Genomic DNA, 19,538 nt, shown 5'->3' on the forward strand with positions numbered 1-19,538 from the left:
AATACAGCGATTTCTATGGTGAGTTTTCCGTATAAATTTGGACGCAGATTCAATATTTCCGTATGAGATGGCGGCCCGACATTATATCGTCCCGCCTGGAAATCGATTAAATGCTGAATATCGCCATCAACCAATCTCATTAGACTTCGTCTTCTACTACGAAAACCGAATGAATTTACATTTTCAAATACATTTTTTTGAATTTTATTGAGCACTTGAACATGCTCTGATCTATACATCATTGAACTCAAATCCAGATAGGACAAATGGTGGGTTAATATATCACTCGGATCGTTATAAATACTGCAAAATCGATCAGCCTCAGACCTTAAATTGCTTAGTTGGAGCAGCCATTTCGATATGAGGCGCGGAACACCACAAAATTACCTCAGGGCAATAAATTCGTAAATTTTGCAGTCGCTGAATTTGCGCAACGTCGGATATACTTGATTATGGCCGTGCTTCCGGCGGCATTGCATCCTGAGGATGTGCGACCGCAGGGTTCTCGTTCGCTTCTCCTCGATCACGCATCTGTCGCGCCGCGTCCGCCGCCGCCTTGTCGGCGGCGGCCTTGAGCGCGGCGGCGCGGGCGCGGTCCATCTCGATCCGGGCGCGGCGGCGCTGGCGCTCGACCTGGTCGGCCTCGGTCAGCTCGATCGTGTCCAGCTCGCGCTGGAGCACGAAGGCCGCCAGCCCGTTCGACAGGGCGCCGACGTCGAGCACGCGCTCGGGCGCCGCGAGGGACCCGGTGAAGCCGAGCTGGACGGCCGGGGGGCCGGCATTCCAGCCGCGGGGGACCGGGCCGCCGGACAGGAGCCCGCGGGCGTCGAGCCGGCCGCCGCGCAGGTCGTAGCCGAGGGTGCCGGACCAGCGGGCGGCCCCGAAATCGAGGTCGAGGGGGCCGGCTCTCAGGACCCCGCCCACGAGGGTGACCGGGCTGCTCGCCGGCGCCTTCGCCTGGGCGCCGGCCTTTGCGAGTTCCTCGGCCACCAGGGCCTGCAGCCGGCCTTCGCGCAGGGGGTCGTCGATCTCCACCGCCCGGGCGAGCGCGCGGCCGAGGGAGGCCGGGTCGGCCCCCGGGACGCTCAGGTCCTTGAGGGTGAGGCTGCCGCTGCCGGACAGGTTGTCGGCGAGGCCCGGGGCGGTCTCGGCCGTGGTGACGAAGCGCGCGGACGCGGTCAGGCGTCCGCCGATCGGGCCGCCGGCCAGGGCGGAGAGGGCCACGTCGTCGAGGGCGCCCTCGCCGGTGACCGACGCCTCGGCGCCCCGACGGGTGAGCGTGGCCGAGCCCGCGATCCGCCCGCCTGCGAGCTTGGCCGTCAGGTTGCGCAGGGTCAGGACGCCGTCCGCGAGGCCCAGGGCCAGCCCGGCCTCCGTGGCGGCGAGGCCCCGGCCGAGGTCGAGGGTCGCGACCCGGGCCTCGAGCGCGAGGGGGGCGAGCGGCTGCGGGACCGGGCCGAAGCGGTCGGCCTTGGCCGGGTCCGGCGGCAGCAGCAGCGCCGTCGCCAGCTGCGGCACCGACAGGCGGTCGAGGCTGAGGCGGCCGCGCAGCGCCCCGCCCGGGGCCCGCTGCAGCCGGCCGCTCAGGGCCGCGCCCGCGACCGTCCCGGTGGTGTCGGCGGCGCTGTCGCTGCCGTCCTTGGCGAGGACGAAGGTCAGGTCGGCCGGCCAGGCGCCCGGCGCCAGGCGCGCCGCCCCGGCCAGGGTCAGGAACGGGGCGAGGTCGGCGGTGGCGGCCCGGATTTCGCCGCCCCCCGGCAGGGCGTCGGGGCCGACCAGGATCGGCCGGGCGGTGGCGAGCTTCAGGCCGGCGAGCGTGCCGTCGACGGTCAGCGCCAGGGTGTCGGCGTCCGGCCGCTCGGCGCTCAAGTGCAGCTCGGCCGGCTGCTGCAATCCGGGGATGTCGGTGCGCCCGAACCAGGGGCCCGCCCGGGGGGCCGTGAGGGTCGCGGTGCCGCCCTCGATCCGCGTGCCGCGGCTCGCCAGCGTCAGGTCGAGGGTGCCGCCGCCGGCGCTGCCCTTGATCTGGCTGCGCAGGGCGTCGGATGCGCCGCCCTCCCGGTCCAGGGTGACGGCGAGGTCGAGGGGCGCCTCGCGCAGGAACGCGGGCAGCAGGCGGATCTCGCCGACCCAGACCCGTTCGAGCAGGCCGAGCAGCGGGGCCGCCACGGGGGCCTTCAGGCGCCCGGAGACGCGGCCGGTCCCGTCCGCGCCGATCCGGCCGGACAGCTTGGCGCTGGCGCCCGCGAGGTCCGTCACGTCCAGGCTGTCCACCACCAGGCTCGACCCGTCCGACTGGATGCTGGCCGCGATCGTGCCGTTGCCGGAGCCCGCCGGCCCGTAGCGCACGTCCTTGGCCTCCAGGGTCAGGGCGAGGTCGTGGTCGCGCAGGCTGCCGAGCGTCGTCCCGAGCGGCGGCAGGGCGGCGATGTCGATGCCGCTGGCGCGGATCTGGGCGTCGAACCGCCCGCGCGCGCCGGCTTCCGCGGCGGTGTAGCGGGCGTTGCCGGTGACGCGGGCCGGCCCCAGCGCGAGGCGCAGGTTGCGCACGGACAGGCTGGAGGCGGCCGCCGCGAGGTCGGCCGCGGCCTCGACCCGGCGCCCGTCGAGGAGCGCGGTCAGGGGCCCCTCGACGCCGAGCCGGCGCAGGTAGCGCCCGAGCGGGTCGGAATCGGCCGCGACCAGCGCCACGGGACCGGTGAGACGCAACGGCGCCGCCTCGACCTGGCCGCTGACGGTCAGGGTCGCGTCGCCGGGTCCGGTCGCGGTCAGGCGGCGCAGCAGCAGGCCGCCCGCGCGCTCGACGGTGCCGGCGAGCGCGAGGTTCGACCATTCCTCGCCGCCCAGCACCGCGCTGCCCACCGACAGGTCGAGGTCGAGCATGGCAGGCAACCCGGCCCCGGCGCCCGGCAGGCCGCGGCCGATCAGGTTCTGGCCCTCCGGGGAGGTCAGGAAGGCGTCGAGGTCGAGCCGGCGGGCCTCCAGGGTCAGGCCGGCGCGCCATTGGCGCAGGTCGAGCCGGCCGATGCCGCCCAGGCGCAGCGCCCGGCCGCCCGGATCGATCGCCAGCTCGACGCCCTCGAACCGGACCTGGGTGCCCCGGGCCTTGAAGCTCCCGCCGAGCGAGAACGGCAGGTAGGGGCCGGCCGCCTGGGTCGGCGGGCCGACCACCAGGCGGGCCGAGCCTTCGGACTCGATGACCGCCCCGTCGGACTCGATGGGGACGAGGCCCAGCCTGGCGTCGGCCTCGAAGCGGGGATGCGCGTCGCCGCCGCCGGCGATCTTCACGGCGAGCCGCCCGTCCGCCCCGGGGGTCCCGCTCACCGCCCGGAACGGGACGCCGCCGCTGGTGCCCTCGACCCGCCACGGTCCGACGAGCGCGGGGGTCTGCAGGTGCAGGTCCTGGACGTAGAGCTGGTCGGTCCGGCCGGTGGCCGGCACCTGGGTGGTCACCAGGAATTGCTGGACGTGCAGGTCCTCGATGGCGAAGTCGCGGGCGCGCAGGGCCTCGCCGAGATCGGGCGGGATCCGCAGGGCCTCGCTGGCCACCACCGGGAGCTTGATCTCGGCCCGGCCGATCCGCGTCTCGGTGAAGCGGAACTCCCCCTTCAGCAGCGGCGTCAGGGCGATCTCGGCCTTGACGAAGCGGGCGTCGAGGGTCGGGCGGGCCGGGTCGGCCCCGAGATGCAGGCGGTCGATCCGCAGCCGCGGCGAGGGCAGGAGCCGGACCTCGATCCGGCCGTCGGTCCGGGCCGGCACCCCGAGGGACCGGGTCAGGCCCCGGTCGACGAGCGCGCGCTGGGCCTGCCAATCGATGACGGGCGGAACGGCCAGAGCCGCGACGAGAACCAGGATGACGGCGCCCGCCAGCGCGGTCAGAAGATCACGCAATGGTTCTGTTCCGCACTGTTTCGCGCGGGAGCGCTCCCCCGCGTGCCCTCGCGGGCCAACCGCCACGGCCATAGCACGATCAAGTGCCGAGGGCGCCAGCAGGGATCTGCTTGGTCAGGAGCACACTCAGCCCCGAGATCACCGGCTTCTGCACACACTACACCGCACCGCTGGCCATCATCGGCTTCGTCGACACCTTCCTTAACGCCTACCGCGAGAAGCACCTCAGCGCCTGCTAATCTAGGTCCCCTGCGGTTGGCGACTCGACACTCAACCGCCAACCCTTCCACCGAAACTTTAGTGTAAGCTTCGTCCTGACTCCACCCAGATGCGCTCCTCTGCTACGCTTTGCGACAAAGGAGCGACCATGCCGACAAAGCTCAAGATCAAGATGGGTCACATCGAATTCGAGTACGAAGGCGAAGCCATCTACGACAATGAGGCCGTGAAGGACCTATTCAGCCATATCGAGTCGTTGGCCAGTGCCGCGCCTCCCGGCACCTTCGACGCCCTGCCGCCAGTTAACGATCCAGAGAATGCGGAAGAAAGCAGGGACGTTCCCGACGTTATTACTAATCTCTCGGTGCAGACCGTCGCCGCTCGGCTCGGCGCCAAGTCTGCAAGAGATGTCGCGCTCGCCGCTGCCGCCCACCTTTAACTGTGCCAAGGTCGAAAAAGTTTTACCCGCAAGGAGCTGCTCGCCGATATGCACAAGCCAATGGATATTACAATCAAGCAATGAGTGGAAATTTAAGTGTGATCTTGCAGAGGCTCGTCGCTGGGAAAATATTAATGACCATGACGGGCGATCAGATATCCCTTTCCGCGAGCGAACTGGTACAGTTGAGGGCCAAACTTGCTCAGTCCTGACGATCTCAAGCTTGTCCTTCAGCGCGACGGCCTATCCCGAGCCGACAAGGTCCTCCTCGTCATCGCGAGCTTGGGCCAACCAGTGAAGAACCCCGCCATCGTTGCGCAGGCACAGGAAGCCGGCTGTAACATGAAGACGTGGAACATCGCCGACGTGCTGACAAAGGCGAGGGATACAACTCTCAGGTTGCCCGGCGGCTATGAGGTGTCTGAGAAGGGCCATGCGCGTCTCGAAGAACTCGGCGTCAGCAAGCTCCCTACCGCCGCCGCAAAAGTCGCCCAGGATCTGCGCAAGCACTTGGCCTCGATTAAGGACGACACGACCCGCGCTTTCGTGGCCGAGGCCATCCAGTGCCACGAGGCGGCCCTTTACCGGTCGGCCATCGTCATGTCGTGGCTCGCCGCCGTTGGCGTGATGCACAACGAAGTGGTGACCAACCATCTGGCCGCTTTCAACACCGAGGCGAAGAAGGTCGATGGAAAGTGGAAGATCGCGGTGACCACGGACGATCTCGGGCGCATGAAGGAAAATGATTTCCTCGACCGCATCGCAGCCGTCGGGATGGTCGGGAAGAACGTAAAGGCGCAACTCGCGGCTGGCCTAAATCTGCGGAACGGATGTGGTCACCCGAACAGTCTGAAGGTCGGCGCTAACGCGGTAGCCGCCCACATTGAGATGCTTCTGCTCAACGTGTTCGATAAGTTCGCCACATGACGCGATTTCTATTTTCTGCTCTGCTCGCAACGGTTTTCGCAACCTCAGAGGAGACCATCCCTTACGTCGAAGTACGTTAGCCTAGCGAGAGTCATCCAGACTCAAGCGTGCGCCCGAAGCGCACATCACAAAACGTCCGCACCGGATCGAAATTGAATGCTCGAACGTCCACGGAGATCAAGGCCGCCCTCAGAACACAGCGCGCCACGAACCGCCTGCTGATAGGAGAGATCTCTCTTCTCGCCCCAAACGCTCCGGTCGCATCCCGCCCCGAACACCCTCGACGCCGTTCGCGATTTGGTCCAGGGAAGCGGAATGCAGAATGGCCCGCACGCGCAGCCCGCCGGGGACGGCGCTCAGACCTCCATCGCCGCCCGCGCCATGGGCGCCCTCCGGCGGGACGCCGCCAGCTATCTCGAAGGGCTCAACCCCGAGCAGCGCCGCGCCGTCGAGGCGACGGAGGGTCCGGTGCTGGTGCTGGCCGGGGCCGGCACCGGCAAGACCCGGGTGCTGACCACCCGGATCGCCCACCTGATCGCCACCGGCCGCGCCCGCCCGTTCGACATCCTGTCGGTGACCTTCACCAACAAGGCCGCCCGGGAGATGAAGCTCCGGATCGGCGCGCTGATCGGCCCGGCCGGCGAGGGCATGCCCTGGCTCGGCACCTTCCACGCCATCGGCACCAAGATCCTGCGCCGGCATGCCGAGCTGGTCGGGCTGAAATCGGACTTCACGATCCTCGGCACCGACGACCAGCTGCGCCTGATGAAGCAGGTGATCGCCGACCAGAACATCGACGAGAAGCGCTGGCCGGCCCGTGCGCTCGCCCACACCATCGACGGCTGGAAGAACCGCGGCCTCTCGCCCGAGCAGGTGCCGCCGGGCGAGGCCGCGTCCTTCGCGTTCGGCAAGGGCGGCGCGCTCTACACCGCCTACCAGGCCCGGCTCGCGACGCTGAACGCCGTCGATTTCGGCGATCTTTTGCTCCTGTGCCTCAAGCTCTGGCGCGAGAACCCGGACATCCTCGCCAATTACCAGGACCGGTTCCGCTACATCCTGGTGGACGAGTACCAAGACACCAACGTTGCCCAGTACCTGTGGCTGCGGCTGCTCGCGCAATCACGAAAAAACATCGCGTGCGTGGGCGACGACGACCAGTCGATCTACGGCTGGCGGGGCGCCGAGGTCGACAACATCCTGCGGTTCGAGCACGACTTTCCGGGCGCCGTGGTGGTGCGGCTGGAGCGCAACTACCGCTCCACCGGGCACATCCTGGCCGCCGCCTCGGGGCTGATCGCCAAGAACGAGAGCCGGCTCGGCAAGACCCTGCGCACCGAGGACGAGCCGGGCGAGCGCGTCACCGTGACCGGCGCCTGGGATTCCGAGGAGGAGGCGCGCCAGCTCGCCGAATCGATCGAATCCCTGCAGTCCAAGCAGCACCCCCTGTCGGAGATCGCCGTGCTGGTGCGGATCTCGGCGCAGATGCGCGAGATCGAGGACCGGTTCGTCCAGCTCGGGCTGCCCTACCGGGTGGTCGGCGGCCCGCGCTTCTACGAGCGGGCCGAGATCCGCGACGCGCTGGCCTACCTGCGCGTCACCATGAACGTCAGCGACGACCTCGCCTTCGAGCGGATCGTGAACACGCCCAAGCGCGGTCTCGGCGACGCGACCCTGCAGCAGCTCCACACCTTCGGCCGGGCCAACCGCCTGCCGCTGCGGATCGCCGCCCAGCGCCTGTGCGAGACCGACGAGCTCAAGCCCCGGGTCCGGGCCACCCTGCGGGCGCTCACCGAGAGTTTTTCGCGGTGGGCCCGGCTGGTGGAGACCCAGCCGCACAGCGAGGTCGCCCAGACCATCCTGGAGGAATCCGGCTACACCGAGATGTGGCAGAAGGACCGCTCCGCCGACGCCGCCGGCCGCCTGGAGAACCTGAAGGAATTCGTCCGCTCCATGGAAGAATTCCCCGACATGGCGGCCTTCCTGGAGCACGTCTCCCTGGTGATGGAAGCCTCCGAGGCCGAGGGCGCCGAGCGGGTGTCGCTCATGACGCTCCACGCCGCCAAGGGCCTGGAATTCGACACCGTGTTCCTGCCCGGCTGGGAGGACGGCCTGTTCCCCAACCAGCGGGCGCTCGACGAGAGCGGCCGGGCCGGCCTCGAAGAAGAGCGCCGCCTCGCCCATGTCGGCCTCACCCGGGCGCGCAAGCGCGCGAAGCTGTCGTTTGCGGTCAACCGGCGGATCCACGGCCTGTGGTCCTCCACCATCCCGTCCCGGTTCATCGACGAGTTGCCGGAATCGGCGGTCGACGTGGTCGAGGCGCCCGCACATTTCTCGGCCGGCGCCTCGCGGTTCGACCGCAACCCGACGCCGTTCGGATCGAGCTACGGCACGCCCGGCTGGCAGCGCGCCCAGGCCAACACCGCGGCCGGCGCCGGGAACCGGTCCGGCTTCGGCAGCGCGCCCGGCGGACGGTCCGGCGGCCCGCGCCAGATCGAGGGCGAATTGATCGCCAAGTCGAGCGGTACGCCGTCCGCGTTCCAGGACGGCCAGCGGGTCTTCCACATGAAGTTCGGCCCCGGGACCATCGCGGGCGTGGACGGCAACAAGCTCACCGTCGACTTCGACAAGGCCGGCCGGAAGATGGTCCTCGACAGCTTCATCCAGGCTGGAACGAGCTAGTCCCGCCGGCCGAGCCCGGACGTTCGGCTCGGCCGGCTTCACCCGTGCTGGCCTGCACATTCCCGCATCGCAGCCCGGATCCTTCTCGGCGGCAGGAGACGTCGCAGCGCGGCAGACGCGCGCTCTCCCTCCCCTCCTCTGCGGGCTTTCTCATTCACACATCGGCTTGCGAAAGCCGCGACGCGCCCCCTCTCCCGTGCGGGAGAGGGTTGGGGTGAGGGATGCGACCTCTCCGGAAAGACCTGATCCCTCACCCGGCTCTCTGCGAGAGCAGACCTCTCCCGCACGGGAGAGGGGACCCGCGCTCCATCCTGCGCCCGCGCTGCCGACACCGATGCGTGAATCCGGCAGCCCGCACGGGACAGGGGACCCGAGCCTTCAACGGCTCACGGAACAACCACAAACCCGTGTCGTCCGTGGCCACTCGGAAGAGGAGGGCGCCGTCCACCGGCCGATCTGTGACGGGAGCGCGGTCGTGCCGGATGCCGCGCCCGCCTGGATCCCCGGTCATCGGCCTGATGCAGTCCTGCCAGCACCGCGGCTTTTCGCGCGCCGCGGCACCGACCGTCACCCCCTGGTCACACCCCCCGAGCAAACGTCCCGTGCGAATCGCGTTGGTGCGCCGCTTGCACTGCGTATTCGACCCCGGGCGAGGCGGCGTGACGCTCTCCACAGGCGAATAGCACGGGGCGGAACCTTCGGCATGGCGCCGGAATTAGTTTCGGAATAGAGTAAGTCCGGGAGCACAAAGGTAAACGGCAGTTCATCGACAGATCCAGGTTGGCAAGTCCCGTTGGAGTGTTGATCCATGAAGCGACGCCGCACACGACTTGAACTGGTTGAAGACCGCACGCCCCGTGTTCACCGCACCCGCTTCGACGAAGAACGCAACCTCAGTCCGATCCAACCGCTCACCGACCGCCAGGCCGAATATCTCGACGCCCTGGCCAGCTCCGCCCAGGTGATCGTCCTCGGGCCCGCCGGCACCGGCAAGACCTACATCGCCGGGACCCGCGCCGCCGACCAGCTCCGGCAGCGCCGCATCTCCAAGGTCGTGATCACCCGCCCGAACGTGCCCTCGGGCCGCTCGCTCGGCTTCTTCCCCGGCACCCTGGAGGAGAAGATCGCCCCCTGGGTCGCCCCGCTGACCGAGGCCATGAAGGAGCGGATGGGCCAGGCCGCCTTCGAGATCGCGCTCAAGACCGGCGACATCGAGATCGTGCCGTTCGAGGTGATGCGCGGGCGCACCTTCAAGAACTGCCTGGTGATCCTCGACGAGGCGCAGAACACCACCACCGCCGAGATCAAGATGTTCCTGACCCGGATCGGCGACGACTGCCAGGTCATCATCAACGGCGACGTCTCTCAGACCGACCTGCGCGAGACCTCGGGCCTGCGCACGGTGATGCACCTGATCAAGAGCCGGATGATGCCGATCCCGGTGGTGGAGTTCACCCGCGACGACATCGTCCGCTCCGGGATCTGCGCCGAATGGGTGAAGGCGTTCGAGGAAACGAATCTCTAACCCAGAAGTTGATGGCGGCGGGTCCTCGCGGGCCCGCCGTGCCCTCACCGGCACGAGACGGCTCTCCGAACCTCCCGTCCGGGAGGATGAACCGGGCGCCATGCCCGGAGATCAGAACATTGGAGTCTCCTCGTGAGGAAACTGACTTTCGCCTTCGCGGTTCTCGCCTCGATCGGCGGCGCCGCTCTCGTCCAGCCGGCCAGCGCCGCCCCCGGCCTGCCCTCGGGGATCTCCGCACCTGAAACCGTCACGCAGGTCCGCATGCACCCGGTGGAGCGGCGGATGATGCACCGGCGCATGGAGCGCCGGATGATGCACCGGCACATGCACCGCAAGATGATGCATCGCCGGATGATGCGCCGCATGTGATCGCGATGGGCGGGGCCTTCGGGCCCCGCTTTCATGTCCGGCGCGCGTTCGCGTCGGGAACGCGTTTCCGGCGTTGCTCCGCACCCCGCGGATTCCTATCTCGTCACCTGAGAATCGCGCAGTCAGGCGGCCGATGCGGCAGCCGGCCGATCCGGGAGACCACGATGCCCCCCTCGAACCGACTGTTCGACGACCTCGCCCGCCTGATGACCGACGCGGCCGGCGCCGCCCAGGGCGTGCGCCGCGAGGCCGAGACCGTGGTCAAGGCCCAGGCCGAGCGCCTCGTGCGCGACCTCGACATCGCCTCCCGCGAGGAACTCGACGTGCTGCGCGACCTCGTGGCCAACCTGCGGGCCCAGAACGACGCGCTCACCGCCCGGGTGGCCGCCCTCGAGGCCAAATCCGGCACCGCCGCGGCCGGCGCGGCGGGGCTCAGCGAGGCGATCTGAGTCCGCACGGCAACGCTTCAGGCTTTTGCACAGGAAGCGCAGCCGACGATTTCGTTTCCTGTTCACCGAGCGTGACCTGCACTTTGTGTCGCGAGTCACGGCCGGTCTATAGTCGGGCATAGGGTGATTCGACGGCCGCCGGGCGATGTCCGCAGCGCTTTGACAGTCGATCGCGTCACCCCCGGCCCGTCTCCGACGGTCGTAGCAAGTTCTCGGAGTGTTCTCACACTCCTTCTCGCGTCCCCGTCACGTCGGGCTGGATCGATTCCGGGCCGTCCTTTTGGATCGTCATGCCGCTTCTCCACGTCGACTTCCACGACCCTGACCGGAACGAGCATCCGCTCGACGTCGTCGAGCGTCTGGCGTCCCTGCGCGACTGGATCTTCGACCGGGCCGAGACCGACGAGATGTCGATCACCAGCCCCGGCCGGTGGACCGACTACCATGTGGCGTTCACCTGGATCGAGGATGTCGAGGCCCTGCACGTGGCCTGCGCCTTCGACCTCAAGGTGCCGGAGCGGCAGCGGACCGAGGTGCTGCGCCTGATCGCGATGATCAACGAGCAGCTCTGGATCGGTCATTTCGACCTGTGGTCGAGCGACAGCGTGGTGATGTTCCGGCACGCGCTGCTGCTGGCGGGCGGCGCGGTGCCGACCCACCCGCAATGCTCCACCATGATGAAGACCGCCGTGGATGCCTGCGAGCGCTACTTCCAGGCGTTCCAGTTCGTGCTCTGGGCCGGCAAGAGCGCCCGCGAGGCGCTGGACGCCGTGCTGTTCGAGACCGAAGGCGAGGCGTGACGGCCGCCCCCGACGCCGCGCGGATGCCGCCGTCCCTGGTCCTGGCCGGGGCCGGCAAGATGGGCGGCGCGATGCTGGCGGGCTGGCTCGATTCCGGCCTCGATCCTCATGCCACCACCATCGTCGATCCGGTGCCGTCCCGCGAGATCGCGGACCTGTGCAGCGCCCGCGGGATCCGGCTGAACCCGGCGGAGGCCGAGCCCGGCGCCGTGCTGGTGCTGGCGATCAAGCCTCAGGGCCTGGAGGCGGCGGCGCCCGGCCTCGACCGGCTGGTCGGCCGCGACACGCTGCTGGTGTCGATCCTGGCGGGCAAGACCGTCGCGGACCTGCGCGCCCGGCTGCCCCGGGCCCGGGCCGTGGTGCGGGCCATGCCGAACCTCCCGGCCAGCATCGGCCGGGGCGCCACCGGCGCCTGCGCGAGCCCGGAGGTGACGCCGGCCCAGCGCGACGCGGCCGACGCGCTGTTCTCCGCCAACGGCGCGGTGGCGTGGCTCGCCGACGAGGCGCAGATCGACGCCGTGACCGCCGTGTCCGGCTCCGGGCCGGCCTACGTCTTCCTGCTGGCCGAGACCCTGGCCGAGGCCGGGATCGCCGCCGGGCTCGATCCGGACGTGGCTCGGACCCTGGCGCGGGCCACGGTCTCGGGGGCCGGGGCGCTCCTCGAAGCCAGCCCGGCCGAGGCCGCCGAGCTGCGCCGCAACGTCACCTCCCCGGGCGGCACCACGGCCGCGGCCCTCGACGTGCTGATGCGGCCGGACGGCCTGGCGCCGCTGATGCGCGAGGCCGTGGCGGCGGCCCGGCGCCGGGCCGCCGAGCTCGCCGGCTGACATCCGTGCGGCATCGCCGCGCGACGGCCCTGCCCATCGCCGCCGCCATCCCTAGATAGGGGCTCGACGACCGACAGGAGCGGGCGACAGACCCATGACCGAGACCAGAGCCCCGTCGAAGCGTACCCGCAAGGGCGCGAGCATCCCGCAGGATGGCGCGGCCCCGGACCAGGCCGGCCCGGCCGGCCCGGCGCCGGAGACCCAGGCGCATTCCGAATCTTCGCCGAAGCTGTCGCCCCGCGAGGCCGCGGTCGAGGCGCTGATGCGGCTCGCGGCCGAGCAGCCCTGGAACGACATCGAGATCGGCGACATCGCCCGCGAGGCGGGCCTGACGCTTGCGGAGCTGCGCGACCTGTTCCCCTCGAAGGGCGCGGTGCTCGGCGGCCTGACCCGGATCATCGACCGCAAGGTCCTGGAGGGCGACAGCGCCGGCCTCGAGGAGGAGCCGACCCGCGAGCGGCTGTTCGACGTGCTGATGCGCCGGCTCGACGCGATGACCCCCTACAAGCCGGCGCTGCGCCGGATCGCCTACGCGCTGCGCGGCGAGCCGCTGTCGATGCTGGCGCTCAACAGCGTGATGCTGAACTCGCACCGCTACATGCTGGCGGCGGCTGGGATCGACACCGAGGGGCCGCTGGGCCAGCTCAAGCTCCAGGGCGTGGTGATCGCGTTCGCCCGCGTCACCCGGGTCTGGCTCGACGACGAGGATCCCGCGCTCGCTCGGACGATGGCCAAGCTCGACAAGGAGATCCGCAACGGCGAGCGCCTCATGGAGCGCGCCGAGGATGCCCGACGGCTGACCGCGCCGTTGCGCGCGCTCGGCCGGTCCCTCCTCGACCGCCGCCCCCGGAGCCGGCGCGAGCCGGACGGCGACGAGACGGATCCCGCGGCGGCGATCTGACCGTTCGAATCGGGTGCCGCCTTCGGCGCCTGCGTCATCCCACCCCCGCCCCTCATCCTGCGCAAGGGGGAGGGGAAAAGCGCCTTCCTTCCAGAACCTTGGGGTTCGGGAGAGACGGGTGAATCCCGCAGCCCGAACGGAAGAGAGGATCTGAGCCGGATCCCTGCGGCCGGGTTGCCCGGCCCGATGCGGGGATCCGCAAGCGCCCCATCCTGGGGCGCCCGGCGACCGAAAAGCGCCCCGCCTCAGGCCGCCTGGATGTCCCGCAGGAAGCCGTCGACCTCCTGGCGGACCTTCTGGGACTGGCTGGCCAGCTGGGACGCCGCGTGCAGCACCTGCGTGGCGGCGCTGCCGGTCTCCCCGGAGGAGGCCAGCACCTGGGCGACGTTCGACGAGACGTCGCGGGTGCCGCGGGCGGCCTCGCCGGCGTTGCGCGAGATCTCGCTGGTCGCCGCGGTCTGCTGCACCACCGTGGAGGCGATCGCGCCGCTGATCTCGTTCACCGCCGTGATCGTGCGGGCGATCTGCTCGATCGCGGCGGCCGCCTGATGGGTGGCCGCCTGGATCGCCGCGATCTGGCCGCCGATCTCCTCGGTGGCCTTGGCGGTCTGGCCGGCCAGCTCCTTCACCTCCGAGGCCACGACGGCGAATCCCCGGCCCGCATCGCCGGCCCGCGCCGCCTCGATCGTGGCGTTCAAGGCCAGCAGGTTGGTCTGCCCGGCGATCCCCGAGATCGTCGTCACCGCCGCACCGATCTGCTCGGAGGCGAGCCGCAGGCTGGCCATGGCGGTGTTGGTGGCCTCGGCCTCGTGGGCCGCGTGGCCCGCGACCTCGTTCGAGCGGATCACCTGCCGCTCGATCTCCTGCAGCGACGCGACCATCTGCTCGGCGGCGGCCGCCACGGTCTGGACGTTGGTGGAGGCCTGCTCGGCGGCGGCGCTGGAGGCCACCGCCTGGGTGTTGGTGTCGTCGGCGACCTGGGTCATCGAGCGCGCCGTGGCATCGAGTTCCGTGGCGGCCCCGGTGACGACCTCGAGCGAGGCGGCGACGTTCTGCTGGAAGGCGCGGACCAGCTGGTCGACCCGCTCGGCCCGGCTCAGGCGGGTCGCCTGCTCGGCGGCCTGGGCGGCCTCCAGGTCGGCGCGGGCTATGGCGTTCTGCCGGAACACGTCCACCGCCTTGGCCATCTCGGCCATCTCGTCCCTGGCCCTCGGCGCCGGAACCTCGACAGCGGTGTCGCCCTCGGCGAGGCGCTTCATCGCGTCGGTCATGGCGGTGACCGGCCGGATGACGCTGCGGGCGATCAGGAAGGCCAGAAGACCACCGACCCCCACGGTCAGGCCGACCAGGCCGATCTGCCCCCGCTGAGCGCTCGCCACCGCGGCCGACGTCGTCGCCGAAATCTCGGCGACCTGGGACATCACCCTCGTGCGCGCCGTCTCGGCGTGCTGTTCGATCTTGTCGGTTTGCGACTTGATGCCAAGCTCGAAGGTCGCTTTGACGTTGCTCGCCGCGTCGTCATAGGCAGTGACGGTGCCGGCATAGGTATCCAGCGCTTTGGCGATGGCCGTGACCATCGGCATGAGTGTTGCGCCGCCCGTCTCGAACGCCCGCAAGGCGGCGCGGGTCTGCTCGACAGCCTCCGCGAAGACGGCCCGATCCTCCGGACGCAGTCTGATCGTGAGGCGCGCGGCGGCGAGCCGGGTCCGCAGCACGGCGTTCTCGACCGCCTGAACCCGATAGATCAATGCGTCGTCGCCACGGCCGCGCGCCTCGGCGATCAGTGCGTCGGCGAAGCGCGTGAGCTGATCCCCGCCCGCAAACATGGCGGTTCTGGTTTCGGTCAACGTCGAGCCGGCCGCCGCGAGTCGCTCCAGTCCCGGCTTCAGGGCCCGCGCCTCGTCGCGGATCTCACCGTAGATCCTGCGCCGCTCTTCACTCGGGGTCGCCACGAGGTGGTTGATGCTCGCGGCCTCGATCGCTTGGCGCATCTGCTCGATCGCGGCGACCTGCGCGGGATCCGACTCGAAGCGGTACTTCTCTGCGGCGCCGGTCAGGCGGAGGGCGAGGTTGCTGATCGCGAGGATCGACCGCGAACCTTGGTCTAGACGAGAGCGCGCGTCGTAATACCCATCGATCGTGCTCTGCTGATGAAGCGAGAAGGCACCTATGCCGGCAGCGATCAGCACAAGCATCGCAAAGCCGGCATAGAGCCGGTGGCGGATTCCCAAGGTCACAGGCGTACAACTTTCATTGATGCGTACCATCGATGGGCACGGCACCCATAAAAATCGGTCGAATGACATTCATGTGTCAAGATTAATTCGCAAATCATGATAATAATTAAAAGATAAATTATCAACATCTGATACTGGCGGGCCAATCATGCTTTGTGATGCGCCCCACATTCTCCAAATGCATGTTCGATGCGTTCGTGATTTGATAAAAGAAAATCATTATCTTTCTGATCCGGGTTCTTTCCGAAACCAGATGAAACTTATCGATACATCGGGAACAGCGAGCTGAATTATCTGGTCTCCAAATGCATAGCCAGGAAACTTTACGGGCCAGGTGTCGGCGATAAGCAGACGAACCAGGATGGCACGGGGTCAGCTTTTCGTGGTGACGACCGGTGCATCGCCGGCGCGCTCCCCGGAATCCGGGGGTACGGCACCCGCCCCGGACGACATCCCGGCGCGCGGAATGGTGAGCGATTCGACGGGCGGCGGAACCTCCCGACATCCACGCCGCGCCAGGTCAGGCAACAAGTCTAGGGGGTACCGGACTCGCGAATCGGCCGGCGGGATACAGGCCCGTCAGGCCGCGCGGTTGGCCAGCGCCTCGCGCATCAGGCTCGCGACCATCCCGTCCTGGAACTGCTCGCGCTGGATGAACAGGGCGTCGGGAACCAGCACCGAGGCTTCCTGCGCCGGCGGGTCGAACGGATCGCTGGACAGGACGATGCGCAGGCCCGGGCGCAGGGCCCGCGCCTCGACCGCGAGCTGCGCGCAGCACAGGCCGCCGCCCTGCAGGGCCGCATCCACCACCATCACGTCCACGGGCAGCCCGAGGGCCAGCACCGTCATGGCGTCGACGCCCCGGTCGCAGGCGGTCACCTGATAGCCCAGCATCCGGATCTCGGTGGAGATCTCGTCGCGCCAGCGCTTGTGGCGGCCGACGACCAGCACCTGGATCCGGTAGCAGACGCCCTGGGGCAGCCTGCCGGAGGCCGTCTCGACGTCGGTTGTGGGCATCGTCCGCACTCGACCTCGCTCTGGCATTGCGATGCACCATGCTATGCCGGGAACCGAGCCTCGCGCAAGTCTGCCGCCGCGAAGACGCCGCATTCGGCGGCGGCGCTGCCCAAAGCGCGTGCAGCCTCACAGTTGAGCAGCACACGTGCTGAGGCCGCCGACGCGGCCCGCCGCCCCACGCGGCGGCGGCGTACGGTTGACGGCCCCGGGGTCGCGCGGGCAACACCGGGCCGCCGCGGGACGCCCCGCGCGCTGCCGGAGCTTTGAGTCGATGTCGTCCGCGAAATCCCCGCCCGTCTCTCCGCTGGCGCCGCGCGCGGTGCCGGAGCTGCCGCCGCTCCCGGGCGTGCGGATCGCCACCGCCCAGGCCGGCATCCGCTACAGCGGCCGGACCGACGTGCTCTACGTCGACCTCGCCGCCGGCACCCGCGCGGCCGGGGTGTTCACCCGCTCGAAATGCCCGTCGGCGCCGGTGGATTGGTGCCGCGAGGCCCTGGCCCACGGCCCGGCCCGGGCGCTGGTGGTCAATTCGGGCAACGCCAACGCGTTCACGGGCCGGCTCGGCCGGGAGGCGGTGGCCAAGACCGTCCAGATCGCCGCGCAGGCGGCCGGCTGCGGCGACCGGGAGGTCTACATCGCCTCCACGGGGGTGATCGGCGAGCCGCTGCCGGCCGAGCGCTTCGAGGGCGTGCTGGCCGACTGCGCCGCCCGGGCCACGGACGGCCCGGCCGCCTGGGCCGAGGCGGCCCGGGCGATCATGACCACCGACACCTTCCCTAAGCTCGCGACCCGCACCGCCGAGATCGCCGGCGTGCGCGTCACCATCAACGGCATCGCCAAGGGCGCCGGCATGATCGCCCCCGACATGGCGACCATGCTGGCCTTCGTGTTCACCGACGCCGCCCTGCCCCAGGCCGCGCTCCAGGCGCTGCTGAGCGCGGGCACCAAGACCAGCTTCAACTGCGTGACGGTGGACGGCGACACCTCGACCTCCGACACCCTGCTGCTGTTCTCCACCGCCCAGGCCGGCAACGCCGAGATCGCCGACGCGGCCGACCCGCGTCTGACCGGCTTCAAGGCGGCGCTCGACGGCCTGCTGATCGAGCTGGCCCAGCTCGTCGCCAAGGACGGCGAGGGCGCGCGCAAGTTCGTCACCGTGCGGGTCACGGGCGCCGAGAGCGACGCCTCCGCCCACCGGATCGCCATGTCGATCGCCAACTCGCCGCTGGTGAAGACCGCGGTGGCCGGCGAGGACGCCAATTGGGGCCGGGTGGTGATGGCGGTGGGCAAGGCCGGCGAGCCCGCCGACCGGGACCGGCTCGCGATCTGGTTCGGCGACGTGCGCGTGGCCGTCCAGGGCGCCCGCGACCCGGATTACAGCGAGGACGCCGCCAGCGCGGTGATGCGCGAGCCGGAGATCGGCATCCGGGTCGATCTCGGGTTGGGCGAGGGCCAGGCCCGCGTCTGGACCTGCGACCTGACCAAGGCCTACATCGAGATCAACGGGGATTACCGCTCGTGAGGGCCGGCCTCGCCGGCCTTCTCCTGCTCGCCCTGCTGCCCGCCCGGGCGCATGCCGACGATGACGCGTGCAAGCGCCGCATCAGCGTCGTCGGGCACGCCGCGGAGGCGCGGGCGCCGGACTTCGCCGAGGTCACGGTCGGGATCGAGGCCCGGGGCGCGACCCCGGCGGCCGCCCTCGACGCGGCCTCGAAGGCGGTGGCCGGCGTCTCGGCGCAGGCGCGGGCGCTCGGCGTGCCGCCGGCCGACATCGGCACCGCCGCGGTGACGCTCCAGGCCGGCGCGCGCTCGGTGACCCGGCCGGGCGGCCTCGTCACCGAGGAGCCCGACGGCTACCGCGCCGGCAACACCGTGACCGTCCGCCTGGCCGACATGGACCGCCTCGGCGACCTGCTGCGCCAGGCGCTCGATGCGGGCGCGAACCGGATCGACGGGGTGAGCTTCGGCCTGCGCGAGCCCGACAAGGCCGAGGCGGCCCTCCAGATCGCCGCCGCGCGCGATGCCCGGACCCGGGCCGAGGCCCTGGCCGAGGCGCTCGGCGCCAAGCTCGGGCCGGTCTGCGCGCTCACCACCACGGGTGGGGCGGTCCCGCCGCCGCCGGTCTTCAGCCGGGCGCTGGCGGCGCCGATGGCGGCCAAGGGCCGGCGCGTCCCGATCGAGGCCGGCACGATCCAGCTCTCCTCCGAGGTCTCGGCCACCTTCGCGGTGGCGCCGTGAGCGGGCCCGGGACGCCCGCCCTGCGCCTGTTGCTGGTGGTCGCGGTGGCGCTGGTCGACGTCGACGGCCGGATCCTGGTGAGCGAGCGCCCGGCGGGCAAGCAGCTCGCCGGCCTGTGGGAGTTCCCCGGCGGCAAGGTCGAGGCCGGCGAGCGCCCGGAGGAGACCCTGATCCGGGAGCTATCCGAGGAACTCGGCATCCGGGTCGAGGAGCCGTGCCTGGCGCCCCTGACCTTCGCCAGCCACGCCTATCCGGACTTCCACCTGCTGATGCCGCTCTACGTCTGCCGGCGCTGGTCGGGCACCCCGCGCCCGATGGAGGGCCAGGCGCTCAAATGGGTCCGCCCGAAGGCCCTGCGCGACCTCGCCATGCCCCCGGCCGACACGCCGCTGATCCCGTTCCTGGTGGAACTGTTGGGGAGTTGAGGCGGGCTCGAGATGGAGGGCTATCGCCGTCCTTGCACACTGCAAAGCGGTGACGGCGCGGGATAGCCGGTCCGTACAGGGCGCGCGCCTCCTCCCCCTCTGCGGGCTACTGGCTACACAGATTTGCGGAGACCCGGCGCCGGGACTCGGCGCGGGTCCCCTCTCCCGGGCGGGCTACTGGATTCACCCATCGGGCTGGGCGACACGCGGGCAGGTGAGGCGCAGGTCCCCTCTCCCGTGCGGGAGAGGGACAGGGTGAGGGATGCGACCTCTCCGGATAAACCTGGTCCCTCACCCCAGCCCTCTCCCGCACGGGAGAGGGGGCGCGTCGAGCCTCGCTCAACGCGTTGTGTGAACATCGTAGCCCGTGCGGGAGAGGGGCACGTCGCGCCGCTTCGTCGGCGGCGGTGTTCAACGGAGATATGTGAATCCTCGTAGCCCGCGAGGGGGGAAGGGAGAGGCGGGCGTGTCGGGCTGCCGTCCTCATCCGCCGACGGGGTGCGGAGTGGCGAACATGCCGCCACTCCGGGCCTATCGGGGCGCCGACATCCAAAATTTCACAGCGCCAGAATCCCCTCCACCACCTCCTGCACGG

The 19,538-nt window shown here is 69.9% G+C and carries 16 protein-coding genes; 13 read left to right on the forward strand and 3 right to left on the reverse strand.

The window, feature by feature from the left end; genetic code table 11:
- Nucleotides 1–450 precede the first annotated feature (450 nt).
- Entirely contained in the window at nt 451–3,891 is a 3,441-nt protein-coding gene (locus FV233_RS21830; protein ID WP_147898759.1) for an AsmA-like C-terminal region-containing protein, read from the reverse strand.
- Nucleotides 3,892–4,001: 110 nt separating this feature from the next.
- Here FV233_RS21830 and FV233_RS31665 point away from each other — a divergent pair, with 110 nt between their 5' ends.
- From FV233_RS31665 to FV233_RS21875, 10 genes are all read left to right on the forward strand, one after another.
- Complete coding sequence (locus FV233_RS31665; protein ID WP_281408013.1) at nt 4,002–4,130, forward strand: hypothetical protein; 129 nt, start codon at nt 4,002–4,004, stop codon at nt 4,128–4,130.
- Nucleotides 4,131–4,258: 128 nt separating this feature from the next.
- Nucleotides 4,259–4,549, forward strand: coding sequence for a hypothetical protein (locus FV233_RS21835; RefSeq protein ID WP_147898760.1), 291 nt, complete (start codon nt 4,259–4,261; stop codon nt 4,547–4,549).
- A gap of 198 nt (nt 4,550–4,747) precedes the next feature.
- A complete protein-coding gene (locus tag FV233_RS21840) occupies nt 4,748–5,476 on the forward strand; it encodes a hypothetical protein (RefSeq protein WP_147898761.1) in 729 nt (242 codons plus the stop codon).
- Between the two features lie 315 nt (nt 5,477–5,791).
- Entirely contained in the window at nt 5,792–8,155 is a 2,364-nt protein-coding gene (locus tag FV233_RS21845; protein WP_147898762.1) for a UvrD-helicase domain-containing protein, read from the forward strand.
- An 808-nt stretch (nt 8,156–8,963) separates the two neighbouring features.
- On the forward strand, nt 8,964–9,680 hold the full coding sequence (locus FV233_RS21850; protein ID WP_147856747.1) for a PhoH family protein: 717 nt from the start codon (nt 8,964–8,966) through the stop codon (nt 9,678–9,680).
- 132 nt (nt 9,681–9,812) lie between these two features.
- Nucleotides 9,813–10,049 carry a hypothetical protein gene (locus tag FV233_RS21855; protein ID WP_147856748.1) on the forward strand — a complete coding sequence of 79 codons (237 nt, stop codon included), beginning with the start codon at nt 9,813–9,815 and terminating at the stop codon, nt 10,047–10,049.
- A gap of 164 nt (nt 10,050–10,213) precedes the next feature.
- A complete protein-coding gene (locus tag FV233_RS21860) occupies nt 10,214–10,498 on the forward strand; it encodes an accessory factor UbiK family protein (protein WP_147898763.1) in 285 nt (94 codons plus the stop codon).
- Between the two features lie 290 nt (nt 10,499–10,788).
- Entirely contained in the window at nt 10,789–11,298 is a 510-nt protein-coding gene (locus tag FV233_RS21865; protein WP_147856750.1) for a YbjN domain-containing protein, read from the forward strand.
- Between the two features lie 23 nt (nt 11,299–11,321).
- Complete coding sequence (gene proC / locus FV233_RS21870; protein ID WP_147898769.1) at nt 11,322–12,125, forward strand: pyrroline-5-carboxylate reductase; 804 nt, start codon at nt 11,322–11,324, stop codon at nt 12,123–12,125.
- A gap of 94 nt (nt 12,126–12,219) precedes the next feature.
- Nucleotides 12,220–13,026 carry a TetR/AcrR family transcriptional regulator gene (locus FV233_RS21875; RefSeq protein WP_187277848.1) on the forward strand — a complete coding sequence of 269 codons (807 nt, stop codon included), beginning with the start codon at nt 12,220–12,222 and terminating at the stop codon, nt 13,024–13,026.
- Nucleotides 13,027–13,271: 245 nt separating this feature from the next.
- On the opposite strand, the gene FV233_RS21880 is transcribed toward FV233_RS21875, so the two are convergent.
- Together FV233_RS21880 and FV233_RS21885 are read right to left on the reverse strand one after the other, a co-directional pair.
- Nucleotides 13,272–15,263, reverse strand: a complete 1,992-nt coding sequence (locus tag FV233_RS21880; RefSeq protein ID WP_246690059.1) for a methyl-accepting chemotaxis protein — start codon at nt 15,261–15,263, stop codon at nt 13,272–13,274.
- Nucleotides 15,264–15,842: 579 nt separating this feature from the next.
- The gene (locus tag FV233_RS21885; protein WP_147898765.1) at nt 15,843–16,280 is read right to left on the reverse strand and encodes a histidine kinase; all 438 of its coding nucleotides are present in this window, start codon (nt 16,278–16,280) and stop codon (nt 15,843–15,845) included.
- Between the two features lie 271 nt (nt 16,281–16,551).
- Between FV233_RS21885 and argJ the strand changes: the two genes are divergently transcribed.
- Genes argJ through FV233_RS21900 form a run of 3 tightly spaced genes read left to right on the forward strand, consistent with a single transcriptional unit; the run spans nt 16,552 to nt 18,943 of the window.
- The gene (argJ, locus tag FV233_RS21890) at nt 16,552–17,802 is read left to right on the forward strand and encodes a bifunctional glutamate N-acetyltransferase/amino-acid acetyltransferase ArgJ (protein WP_147898766.1); all 1,251 of its coding nucleotides are present in this window, start codon (nt 16,552–16,554) and stop codon (nt 17,800–17,802) included.
- Nucleotides 17,799–18,518, forward strand: a complete 720-nt coding sequence (locus FV233_RS21895) for an SIMPL domain-containing protein (protein ID WP_147898767.1) — start codon at nt 17,799–17,801, stop codon at nt 18,516–18,518. Before argJ ends, FV233_RS21895 begins: the two co-directional genes overlap by 4 nt.
- The gene (locus tag FV233_RS21900; protein WP_147857802.1) at nt 18,515–18,943 is read left to right on the forward strand and encodes a (deoxy)nucleoside triphosphate pyrophosphohydrolase; all 429 of its coding nucleotides are present in this window, start codon (nt 18,515–18,517) and stop codon (nt 18,941–18,943) included. Before FV233_RS21895 ends, FV233_RS21900 begins: the two co-directional genes overlap by 4 nt.
- Nucleotides 18,944–19,538: the final 595 nt, after the last annotated feature.

It is taken from the genome of Methylobacterium sp. WL7 (genome assembly GCF_008040085.1).
Taxonomy (GTDB): domain Bacteria; phylum Pseudomonadota; class Alphaproteobacteria; order Rhizobiales; family Beijerinckiaceae; genus Methylobacterium; species Methylobacterium mesophilicum.